This is a genomic window from Coprococcus intestinihominis, assembly GCF_040096555.1.
Classification (GTDB): domain Bacteria; phylum Bacillota; class Clostridia; order Lachnospirales; family Lachnospiraceae; genus Coprococcus_A; species Coprococcus_A intestinihominis.
This window is the reverse complement of the sequence record NZ_JBBMEK010000093.1, coordinates 1-10,875: the sequence shown is the minus strand read 5'-3', so window position 1 is coordinate 10,875 and position 10,875 is coordinate 1. Positions and strand designations below refer to the sequence as shown.

Genomic DNA, 10,875 nt, shown 5'->3' with positions numbered 1-10,875 from the left:
AAAAAGCGGCAGGCTTTTGTCTCTGGCTTCACTCAGCACTCTGTAATCAAACTCCAACCAGCTGAGTTCACGATTCCTATAATTCTCCGGCTGTTCAAATTGATTGCTCATGACCTTACCTCCTCTTCATTCTCAACACAGGCTTAAATCCATAAATTTCTTCGAAGAAATGACTCTTATTCTCTATTGTACTTTGTTCAAGGGTAATATCATAAATCGTATCTGCACGGATGATCAGTTCCTTTTCTTTGAAAGTTGTTGTGACTTTTCGGATCTTCTGTCTGTGACTTCTGTCCATACCATTTGCCAGTCTCAGAATGGCAGCCAGCTTCAGCATGCGAATATAATTTTTTCTGTTGAGCGGTGCTTTCAATTCAGACAGCTTCGGCACATAATGCCATGCATTGTATTTGATCGTATCAGCAATAATACTCTTCTCCTGTTCCGACAATCCAACAAATTCTGTCGCACGAACAATATCGCAGCTGTAATCTGTACCACCAAGCATATTGACATACTTGCCGCAGTCATGAAGAATACAGGCCATCTGCAGAAGAATGCCGTCGCGCTGACCCAGTCCTGCTCTCTTTTTGATGCCGTCAAATATTGCCAGGGCTGTTTTTTCGACATTCTCCGTATGCTCTTTGTTGCTCTCATATCGGGCTGCCACTGTCCTTGCATAAGAAATAATATCTTCAGCAAAATAATGCGCCGGTTCAATCTGTTCCTGCCTTTCCGCATAATCCACGATCATACCGTCACACAGATCACAGCCTGCCGCCCATATCTTCTCTGCACCTGAGATCTCAATAATCTTTTTGTAAACAATGATTGCCGGTTTCAGGACGGTTGCAAGCTCATAAGGAATACTGTACTTTGCTGACAACTCTTCTTCACCTGCTGCCAGCACACTTCCGCATACCGCATCAAAAGCATGCCGTTCCATATGGTTTTTCCTTCCGTCACTGCCGATGATCTTGACAATGGATTCCATCTCTTCTCCAACTGCAATAATATGGCGCACTTTGCGCTCATGCATAAACAGTCTTGAAAATGTATCGATATAATTACCGATATAATCTTCCATGACGTTGACAAAATTATCCGTCTGTCCCTCCAGGTCTGCCAGAATCTCTCTGATTCGAAGCGATCCAAGTTTCAGGTTCTGCGTATAGATCAGTCTGCCCTCATCATAAATCGTAATCTGCAGACTTCCCGAGCCCATATCGACAATCGCTGCACCATCATCAATCAGCTGTTGAAAATTTCTCATCCCGCGGGCCACAGATTTCAACAGCAGAAAACGCTGCTGCGCATTGTCAATAGTCTCTACTTTCAAACCTGTACGCACACGGATCTGATCCACGATCAATTCACAATTGCTGGCCTCAATCAGTGCACTGCTGCCGAGGGCCAGATAACTGTCAACCCTGTACTCTTCCATTTTAGTGGAAAAGCCCTCCAGGACATCACACAATTCCCTGACAAGATCGTATTCAATATAACCTTTTGTATAAGTATCACTTCCAAGTTCGATATAATAACGAACATAGTCAATTTCCCGAATTCCTGTTTTGGAGGAGATCTCATAGATCTTCATACTAACTTCTCCGGACCCCACATTAATAGCGGCAAAGGTTTTGTACGTCATGCCAATCCCCCTTATTCAACCTGAATATAATTGCCGAGTATCTTGAAATTAATGGTCTCCTGTGCCATTCCTCTTAATGCATCCTGAACAGGGGCCTCACCAATATTGCCGTCAAAATCAATAAAGAAACGATAACGCCATTTGTCCCCCTGGATTGGTCTTGATTCAATTTTTGTCATATTCAGACTGTTATAAATAATAAATCCAAGGGCATGATACAAACTTCCGGTCTCATGGGCATTCGCCAGTTCAAAAGAAATACTGATACCGTCCGCACCTTTGACATATTCTTTCTTGTGACGAATAATGATAAAACGTGTGGAATTATTGTCATTATCACTGATCTTTTCTTTTAATACAGATAATGAATAAATGGCTGCCGCTGCCGGTGATGCGATGGCCGCCTGGGTTCTGTCCTGCTCAACGAGGACCTTTTGTGCACTGACTGCTGTATTCTGCAGACTTACCTGTTCCCATTCCGGTTTTTCATCAAGAAACCTGCTACACTGAAGCAGCCCCTGCGGGTGAGAATAAACCGTCTTGATCTGGTCAATTTCCGTTCCCGGAAGGCCCAGCAGTGCATGTTCAACCTTCACAACATACTCACCTACAATATAGTTATCATACAGATGCATCAGATCATAGACATCTGTAATAATACCCGTTGACGAATTTTCCACAGGCAGCACACCATAATCAGCACGCCCCTCATGCACTTCCTTCATAACATCCTCAAATGTCTTCACATGATAGCATTCCACATCTTTGCCAAAATACCCAAGTGTCGCCTGATGACCGTAAGCGCCCTCTACCCCCTGGAAGGCAACCTTTGCCCCTACATGGTCACCGTTGCATTCCTCAAATCCGAAATTGTCCTGATGGGCCTCAGCCACCAGCTCATACTGACGCACACGGCTGATGGCCATCAACTGATTAAATAATGTTTCCACACCCCGGGCGTTGAAACTGCTTGTTGCCATATCTTTGGCTCTTTCAATCTTGCTGCGTTCCCTCACCGGATCATACACCGGCTTTCCACAGCCAATCTTATAACGTGCCACCTGTTCTGCTACATCCATTCTTTCTTCAAAAAGACGGATGATCTGTTTGTCAATATCATCGATCTGATCTCTTAGTACGCCTAAATCCATCTGTTCATCCCCTGTCTCATTCAACTGTAATTAATTGCTTTGCTTTTTTAATGCCGCAAGCAGTGCATTCACTGTCTCATTTATAACCGGATGTCTGAAATCTCCGGCAATATCCGATAACGGCTGCAGAACAAATTCTCTGTTAGCCATATCTGCATGTGGAATATGCAGATCCGGGGTATCCAGTATCAGATCATCATAAAAAAGTATGTCCAGATCAAGGGTTCTTGGTCCCCAGTGAATTTCACGTTTTCTGCCCAGCTTATGCTCTATTTCATGCAGCACCCTCAATAACTCTTCCGGTGTATACAGCGTCTCTATGCCAATACAGCCATTCAGAAACGGCGGCTGATCCGTATATCCGTAAGGTGCTGTCTCATAAAGTGGCGAACGCTTTGTCACCTGTATGTCCGGCACTGCCTCCAGAAGCCGGATTGCTGCCGCAAGGTTCATCTGACGATCCCCCAGATTGCTGCCGATACCAAGGAAAGCCTGATGTCTGCTTCTCTCAATATGTACCAGAACCGTATCAAATGCATAGGGAACCGGTGCTCCCGGCTTCTCAAGTTCAACCGTCACCTTTCTGACCATCGGATACTGAACAAGCAGGTAATGTGCAATATCCTCTGCTGCCGCTTCAATCAGCTTTCTTCTGTGACTCTTCGTCCATTCCACAATTCCCAGGCAAACTTCCCCGTAATTGACGGATGCCTGAAGATCATCGCTGATACCTGCTGCTCTTGTATCCAGTTCCATCTCTACTGTAATATAGAACTTCTGTCCCAGTCGTTTCTCTTCTTCATAAACACCATGATGGGCATATACTTCCAATCTACGTATACATATCTTATCCAAAATGCAGGGCCCCTTTCAACCTTTGAAAAACATCTGCTTATTCCGTATCTCTATTGTGCATTCATAATTGCTTCGGCCATCCGTACAGCACGATAATTAGCCGCTACATCATGCACACGCACGAAGCCATAGTGTGCCTGCACAGCCCACACGGAAGTTGTAATTGTTCCCTCCACTCTCTGATCCACCGGCAAATCAAGGGTCAGGCCAATCATAGACTTCCTTGAAGTACCAAGAAGTACCGGATAGCCAAACTGATTAAAATCATTCAAATGTTTCATAACCATCAGATTCTGTTCCAGCGTTTTGCCAAATCCAACACCAGGATCCAGAATCATTTTGTCCTCTGCTATCCCTGCCACTTTGGCTGTCTCGATAATCTTTCTCATATCTGCCATGCAATCCGGCAGGAAATCTCTGTAGTCGATCTTTTCCCTGTTATGCATCAGACAGCAGGAAACGCCTGCATCCGCGATAAGCCCCGCCATCTTTTCATCATATTGAAGCCCCCATATATCATTGATCAGATCACATCCGGCCTGAATAGCTGCTTCTGCCACTGCCGATTTGTAAGTATCCACCGAAAGCGGAATATCAAATTCTTTCTTGAGACATGCCACAACCGGTGCAACTCTGCAGATCTCTTCTTCGTCAGAAATCTGAATATGTCCCGGTCTTGTGGATTCTCCGCCAATATCGATAATTTCAGCGCCTTCCTCGATCATCTGGCTGACACGACGTCTGATATCATCCATATTTTTGTAGCTGCCGCCATCCGAAAAAGAATCCGGTGTTACATTTAAAATGGCCATCACAGCCGTATGATGCTCTGTATCAAATATTTTATTGCCTATCTGCATTTTCTGCCTCCTGTCAGTTGCTGACTGTCCTGTTTTTCTGTGTCTCCGGCCAGTAACACGTGTCCTGTGCCTCACAAAGCCAACATATTCTGGATTTTTTATCAGACTCATAAAGTAAATATGCAAATCTGTCTGTTTCCATTTCCATTTTCTCTCTATGACTGCCGATAGCCGCCAAGATCTGCCCTATTGCTTCCTTACTGAAAGCGGTGTCTTCCAGGATATATGCTGCAAGGGCAGCACCGGCCTCCTCATGAGGTATATTCTTCTCATACTGTCGCCATCTTCCGATATCATGCAGCAGCGCAGCAGCATAGATCATTTCCTTCTGAAAACCAAGATTCTGCTCCAGATTTGTAATATATGCCACTCTGGCCACATCAAGACTGTGTTCAATTCCATGGCAGCAAAATACCCGGTCAATTTCATAGTCATGAATCTTCTTCATGGACATGATAAACAGCGGATGATTAATAATTCTGTCTATATTCTTCATCTAAAGATTTCCTTCCTGTTAATTGGTACCACCCCGCCATTGTCGATAACGAACCAAAACATACAATCGCATGATTACCTTCTCCGATCTTCCTGGCAATTGCAAGGGCCTCCGCCTGGCTCTTCGCTGCTAAGGTTCGCTTAAAAAACGGCTCCGCTGCCTCTTTAAGCTGTTCGGCAGCAAGTCCTCTTGGATTATCCGGTTTAAAAGCAATCAATGTATCAGAACAATCTGAAACCATCTCAAGCATCTGTCTGTAATCTTTGTCTGCAAAAACACCCATAACAAGAATAACAAGCTTATCTGACAAATATGCTTTCATAGAATCCACAAGACTCTGTACACCATCCGGATTATGGGCCCCATCAATTATCAGTGACGGATTTTTCTCCATTACCTCAAACCGTCCCTGCCAGTAAGCAGATGCGATGCCTTTCCTGACCACCTGCTCACTCAACACATCTTTTGGAAGGACATCCAACTGTACCGGACAATCCGTTGCTGTCATCTTGCCCAGCATCTCAACCGCCTTTACAGCAATCGCTGCATTCCACGGCTGACACCTGCCGACCATCCGGGTCTGAAGCTCTTTATAAGATCCAAAGTCGAACTGCTGGCCTCCGAAGAGATCCGCATACGTCATGTGGACATCTTCAGCCCCGACTACCGCATATTCACTTTGTCTTTCCAAGCTGATCCGTATCAGGGTGTCAACAGCCTTCTGCCTGCCGGCCCCAATCACCACCGGTCTTTTCTCTTTAATAATGCCACCCTTCTCAACTGCGATCGCTTCAATCGTATTCCCAAGAAAATGCATATGATCCATGCCTATAGATGTAACAACTGATAATACCGGCTTGGGCACTACATTGGTCGCATCCAGCCTTCCGCCCATTCCTGTCTCAAGTACAACAAAGTCACATGCCATGGCTTTGAAGTACAAAAAGGCCATTACCGTTTCCTGTTCAAAGGCAGAAGCGCCTTCTATCCCCTCTGACTGCATCCGCTCATCGACTTCCCGCACCCGGCTCATCCAGTAGGCCGTATCCTTCCTGGATATCCATTCTCCGTTGACCTGAATACGCTCTCTATAATCAAAAAGTGTCGGTGAAACATAGCGTCCGACCTTATATCCGGCCTGCATTAGTATAGAAGCAATATAGGTGCATACAGACCCCTTTCCATTCGTCCCGGCCACATGAATCACATTGCAGTCCATTTCAGGATGTCCCGTTTTTTCCAGCAGTGCCTGGATTCTCACCAGCCCTGGCATAATTCCGCTGCAGCTCACTTTTTCTATATAACTTATTGCTTCCTCATAATTCATGTCCGGCCTCTATTTCTCATCCACTACCTGGAAAATGTAAAATTTCAAATAATAAGACTCATCTGCAGACCATAAAATTGGGTGATCTGCTGCCTGTGTGCGATATTCAATCTGACGTAGACGCTTATGTACACTTCTTGCCGCCTGATGCAGCATCTCTGTAAACAGCTCATACGTCATAAAATGCGAACATGAACATGTGGCAAGAAATCCGCCGTCTTTGACCAGCTTCATACCACGCATGTTACTCTCTCTGTATCCTTTCATCGCATGCTTAACAGAATTTCTTGATTTCGTAAAGGCCGGCGGATCCAAAATAACAACATCGTATTTCTCTCCCTGCTTCTCCAACTCCGGCAGCAGATTAAAAACATCTGCACACTGAAAATGCACGGTATCCTGCAGCTTATTCAAAGCAGCATTCTCTTCTGCCTGATGCACCGCCAACTCCGATGCATCCACACCTGTAACCTCCGCTGCACCTGCAATCCCTGCATTTAATGCGAAGGAGCCTGTATGTGTAAAGCAGTCCAGTACTCTCGCCCCTCTGCATAATTTCTGAATTGCCAATCGATTGTATTTCTGATCCAGGAAAAAGCCTGTCTTCTGACCATCCTTCACATCAACAATATATCGCACACCATTCTCCATAATCGGAACATCTGTGTCAAAAGGTTCACCAATAAAATCTTTAATGCGCTCCATACCCTCCTGATCACGATACTTACCGTCGCTTCTCTCATACACACCCTTTATCTCAATGCCATCTGCCATCAGAATCTCTTTCAACAGATCGACAATCTCAAGCTTCATTCGATCCATTCCAAGGGCTGTCACCTGTACAACCAACACGTCAGAAAACTTATCAACCACCAGTCCCGGAAGAAAATCAGCTTCCCCGAATACCAGTCTGCAGCTGGAAATATCTGTGACTTTCTTACGGTAATCCCAAGCCGTCTGAAGTCTTCCCTTTAAAAATTCACGGTCAATTTCCTGCTCTATATGACGCGTCATTAAACGAACCCTGATCTTAGAATGACGATTGATAAAACCACGGCCCATAGGATAACCATCAAAATCCCTGACGATGACCATGTCACCATCTTCATAACTGCCTGTTACCGATGCGATCTCATTGTCATAGACCCACATACCGCCGGCCTTCAACGTGCGGCCTTCACCTTTTTTTAATACAACCACTGCCTGTCCCATTTTATCTACTCCTGTATATTCTTTTACTTAAAGGCGTAAAAAACTTCGCGCCATTTTGATCTTATGATGTCATGTACAACTTTACCATTTATTTTCAGGATAATCAAGTTATTTGTATGTATAAAATACACCTCCTGATGCATAGACTGTTAATGAAGAAAAATACATTCTTTACGGCCGGATGAGACAAGTACAAACTGCAGAGTCAGTTCTGTGCCACGTGACCGTCTCCCGGCCGGCTACATAAATAGGACCGCTTCGTTTTTCCATCGACAATATATTCAGATCACGCACCGCCGTCTGGAAATAAATTCTGCACATAAAAAACTGCCGCCCAACGATTGCTCGTCAAAGCGACAGTTTTTATCATATTCATATGCATCATCTGTCAAAAACAGATTTGTCCTTTTCCTGGATTAGCAGATACCAATTGAACCAAGGATAATGATAACTACACAAGAGAGTAAAGGAATGATAACTGTATTCATACCGATATCAACATAAGATTCCTTATGTGTCATACCTGTTACTGCAAGCAGCGTGATAACGGCGCCGTTATGAGGCAGAGTATCCATACCACCGGAAGCAACAGCAACTACTCTATGCAGTACTTCGTGGCTGATACCCATTGCTTCTGCCTGTTTGCTAAATGTATCTGCGAATGTTGCAAGAGCGATAGACATACCACCGGAAGCAGAACCTGTAACACCGGCAAGAACAGATGTAGAAATCGCACCACCAACCAGCGGATTGCCTGCTGATAATGCCAGCATTGCATGAGCAAGGATTTCATAACCAGCAAGTGTCTTAACAACGTTACCGTAACCAACCTCAGATGCTGTATTCATAACTGCAAGGAAAGAACCGGAAACACCTTCTTTTAATGTCTCAACGATACCTTTCTTGAATCTCTTCGCATTGAAGATAATAACGAGAATAATACCAACGATCAAAGCAATAACAAGTGCCCATGTACCAGCTACAGAAGCAAGTGCTGTGTTGTATGGTTTACCTTCCAGATAAGCATACTTGTCTGCATTTGCAGCAACAAATACAACCTTGGATAATACGAAGTTAACAACGATAACTGCGATAACCGGGATAATAGCTGTACCAAAGGATGGCAGATTAGAATGGTCGATCTGAGCCAGTGTTTCGTTTGGATGATCACCATAGCCTTCACCCTTAGCCATTGCATGTTTGATACGTGTTGTCAGCCAAGCCATACCACCAATGAACATGATCAGGGCTGCGATAATACCAAGAATAGGAGCTGCGAAAACGTCTGTACCGAAATACTTCATAGGAATTGTATTCTGAATCTGAGGTGTACCCGGAATAGCTGTCATTGTGAATGTAAAAGCACCAAGAGCGATACATCCTGGAAGGAAACGCTTTGGAATACCAGCTTTTCTGAAAAGTACAGCGCCGATTGGGTAAATAGCAAATGCTGCTACGAACAGAGATACACCACCATATGTGATAACTGCACAAGCAAGAACAACAGCTAATGCCTCTTTACCTTTACCAAGCTTATCAAAGATAAAATCTGCGATCGCCATAGCTGAACCAGACTGATCCATTACAGTACCGAAAATAGCACCGAGCAGGAAGAATGGGAAGTAGCTCTTAACATAACCAGCCATGTTAGTCATAAATACTTCCGTATAAGTTGCAAGAATGTGGAATTCACCACCTGTAACGATTGCAGTCAGAACAGCTGCAAGCAGAGCAAGAATCGGTGCAAGAAGGACGATAGACCATCCTTTATAACCCAAATAAATCAACAATACCAATGATATAACAATCGCCAATACTGATAACATAATTTTCTCTCCCCTTATTTATGTAATTCTTCTAAGCAGTTTCTCCGCAAGATCAAGCCTTTGGAGGCATAACAGTTGCTTTACCTTTGATAACGACTTCGCCATCTTGATTAACAACTGTAGTATCCAGGATCACTCTGTTCTTCTCAAGAATGATCTCTTCAACTGTAGCAGTAGCTGTAACAGTATCACCAATATGAACCGGCTTAGTGAACTTCAGCTCCTGACCCATGTAGATTGTTCCCGGACCCGGCAAGTACATGCCAAGTACTGCAGAAATAAAACCTGCACCCAGCATACCGTGTGCGATTCTTGTCTTAAACATTGTCTTAGAAGCAGCTACCTCATTGGTATGTGCCGGATTTAAATCACCTGTAATACCAGCAAAGAGATAAACATCTGTTTCTGAAACAGTTTTAGTTACACTTGCATGATCACCAATCTTCATTTCCTGAATTGTCATAATCATACCCTCCTTTTTATAGATTATTCTCCCTTTTTACGCCTTAACAACAAATATCCCTATCTGTACGATTTCTCCTTCTTGAAAATCATAGCAATGTTCCACGGGAATTCCGGTTCTTTCAGGCGGATCATCTTAATTCTGTCACTGGAATAAAATCTCTTCATAATCGGAACAGGCAAAATACTGATGCCCTGATTGTAAGCAACCATCTCTGCCAGGAAATCCCACTGGGAACTCTCTGTTGTAATATGAGGATAAAATCCTGCAATTTCACAATTCTTGATGATCCTGTCATGGAGCATATAGGTTCTATCTAATATCAGAAAATCTTCATGTTCCAATTCCTTGAAATCGACTTCATCACGGCTGGCCAAAGGATGATCTTTATTAACAATCAATGCATTATCCGAGGACATCGCCGGAATGATATGATAATTATCTGAATTAATAATAGGTAAAATAACAACACCGATGTCAATGTTTCCCGCATTTATCTGATTCTGGACAATATTCGCACCAACTTCCGAGATTTCTAGTTCAATATTAGGATACTGTTTGATAAAACGAAATAAAAGTTGGCTGAAATAAACAGTTGAAATAACCGGCGGAACACCTATTCTGAGTCTTCTCCTGCTTCGATGTATCTTCTCTATAATCTCATCCTGACTTTCATCTATATATTGCAGCAATTTCTCTCCTTCAACATAAAGAATCCTGCCTTCTTCTGTCAGATTAAAACTCTTACTTGTACGGTCAATCAATGTGACATTCAATTCCTGTTCCAATGATTTCACCGATTTACTTAATGCAGACTGTGAAACATAAATATCGTCTGCCGCTTTAGTAAAACTTTCACGCTTTGATATATCCACAAAATACGATAAATGCTTCAAATTCATAATACATCCTGTTCCTCTCTTCCTCTTTAGTGAGAAATACAAAAAAATTACACCGTCCATCATGATGTCATTCGCTAAACATAAAATTTATATAAAAAAGTATAATCCAATTATCGCTGATTGTCAAGGTAG

Annotated in this window: 11 protein-coding genes; all 11 read right to left on the bottom strand. The window is 43.4% G+C overall.

From position 1 onward, the window contains the following. Nucleotides 1-111: hypothetical protein (locus tag WMO25_RS08775; protein WP_349085031.1), on the bottom strand; the 111-nt coding region annotated here is incomplete at its 3' end. Between the two features lie 4 nt (nucleotides 112-115). After that, on the bottom strand, nucleotides 116-1,651 hold the full coding sequence (locus tag WMO25_RS08770; protein ID WP_349085029.1) for a Ppx/GppA phosphatase family protein: 1,536 nt from the start codon (nucleotides 1,649-1,651) through the stop codon (nucleotides 116-118). 11 nt (nucleotides 1,652-1,662) lie between these two features. Beyond that, nucleotides 1,663-2,802 (bottom strand): bifunctional chorismate mutase/prephenate dehydratase, encoded by a 1,140-nt coding sequence (locus tag WMO25_RS08765; protein WP_349085028.1) that lies wholly within the window; start codon nucleotides 2,800-2,802, stop codon nucleotides 1,663-1,665. A gap of 30 nt (nucleotides 2,803-2,832) precedes the next feature. Next, nucleotides 2,833-3,657 carry a 2-amino-4-hydroxy-6-hydroxymethyldihydropteridine diphosphokinase gene (folK, locus tag WMO25_RS08760; protein WP_349085026.1) on the bottom strand — a complete coding sequence of 275 codons (825 nt, stop codon included), beginning with the start codon at nucleotides 3,655-3,657 and terminating at the stop codon, nucleotides 2,833-2,835. A gap of 50 nt (nucleotides 3,658-3,707) precedes the next feature. Then, nucleotides 3,708-4,517 (bottom strand): dihydropteroate synthase, encoded by an 810-nt coding sequence (gene folP, locus WMO25_RS08755; RefSeq protein ID WP_250797334.1) that lies wholly within the window; start codon nucleotides 4,515-4,517, stop codon nucleotides 3,708-3,710. Nucleotides 4,518-4,530: 13 nt separating this feature from the next. Next, the gene (locus tag WMO25_RS08750) at nucleotides 4,531-5,013 is read right to left on the bottom strand and encodes an HD domain-containing protein (RefSeq protein ID WP_349085024.1); all 483 of its coding nucleotides are present in this window, start codon (nucleotides 5,011-5,013) and stop codon (nucleotides 4,531-4,533) included. Beyond that, the gene (locus WMO25_RS08745) at nucleotides 4,988-6,340 is read right to left on the bottom strand and encodes a bifunctional folylpolyglutamate synthase/dihydrofolate synthase (RefSeq protein ID WP_349085023.1); all 1,353 of its coding nucleotides are present in this window, start codon (nucleotides 6,338-6,340) and stop codon (nucleotides 4,988-4,990) included. Before WMO25_RS08745 ends, WMO25_RS08750 begins: the two co-directional genes overlap by 26 nt. Before the next feature lie 9 nt (nucleotides 6,341-6,349). Beyond that, nucleotides 6,350-7,552, bottom strand: coding sequence for a class I SAM-dependent rRNA methyltransferase (locus WMO25_RS08740; RefSeq protein ID WP_349085021.1), 1,203 nt, complete (start codon nucleotides 7,550-7,552; stop codon nucleotides 6,350-6,352). Between the two features lie 416 nt (nucleotides 7,553-7,968). Further along, nucleotides 7,969-9,378, bottom strand: coding sequence for a GntP family permease (locus WMO25_RS08735; protein WP_349085019.1), 1,410 nt, complete (start codon nucleotides 9,376-9,378; stop codon nucleotides 7,969-7,971). Between the two features lie 52 nt (nucleotides 9,379-9,430). After that, complete coding sequence (locus tag WMO25_RS08730; RefSeq protein WP_215632721.1) at nucleotides 9,431-9,841, bottom strand: MaoC family dehydratase; 411 nt, start codon at nucleotides 9,839-9,841, stop codon at nucleotides 9,431-9,433. Between the two features lie 59 nt (nucleotides 9,842-9,900). Next, on the bottom strand, nucleotides 9,901-10,743 hold the full coding sequence (locus tag WMO25_RS08725) for a LysR substrate-binding domain-containing protein (protein WP_349085017.1): 843 nt from the start codon (nucleotides 10,741-10,743) through the stop codon (nucleotides 9,901-9,903). Nucleotides 10,744-10,875: the final 132 nt, after the last annotated feature.

Coding starts and splice junctions, on each gene's coding strand:
- WMO25_RS08770 (WP_349085029.1), bottom strand. CDS start 1,651: ATGACGTACAAAACCTTTGCCGCTATTAATGTGGGGTCCGGAGAAGTT.
- WMO25_RS08765 (WP_349085028.1), bottom strand. CDS start 2,802: ATGGATTTAGGCGTACTAAGAGATCAGATCGATGATATTGACAAACAG.
- folP (WP_250797334.1), bottom strand. CDS start 4,517: ATGCAGATAGGCAATAAAATATTTGATACAGAGCATCATACGGCTGTG.
- WMO25_RS08750 (WP_349085024.1), bottom strand. CDS start 5,013: ATGAAGAATATAGACAGAATTATTAATCATCCGCTGTTTATCATGTCC.
- WMO25_RS08745 (WP_349085023.1), bottom strand. CDS start 6,340: ATGAATTATGAGGAAGCAATAAGTTATATAGAAAAAGTGAGCTGCAGC.
- WMO25_RS08740 (WP_349085021.1), bottom strand. CDS start 7,552: ATGGGACAGGCAGTGGTTGTATTAAAAAAAGGTGAAGGCCGCACGTTG.
- WMO25_RS08735 (WP_349085019.1), bottom strand. CDS start 9,378: ATGTTATCAGTATTGGCGATTGTTATATCATTGGTATTGTTGATTTAT.
- WMO25_RS08730 (WP_215632721.1), bottom strand. CDS start 9,841: ATGACAATTCAGGAAATGAAGATTGGTGATCATGCAAGTGTAACTAAA.
- WMO25_RS08725 (WP_349085017.1), bottom strand. CDS start 10,743: ATGAATTTGAAGCATTTATCGTATTTTGTGGATATATCAAAGCGTGAA.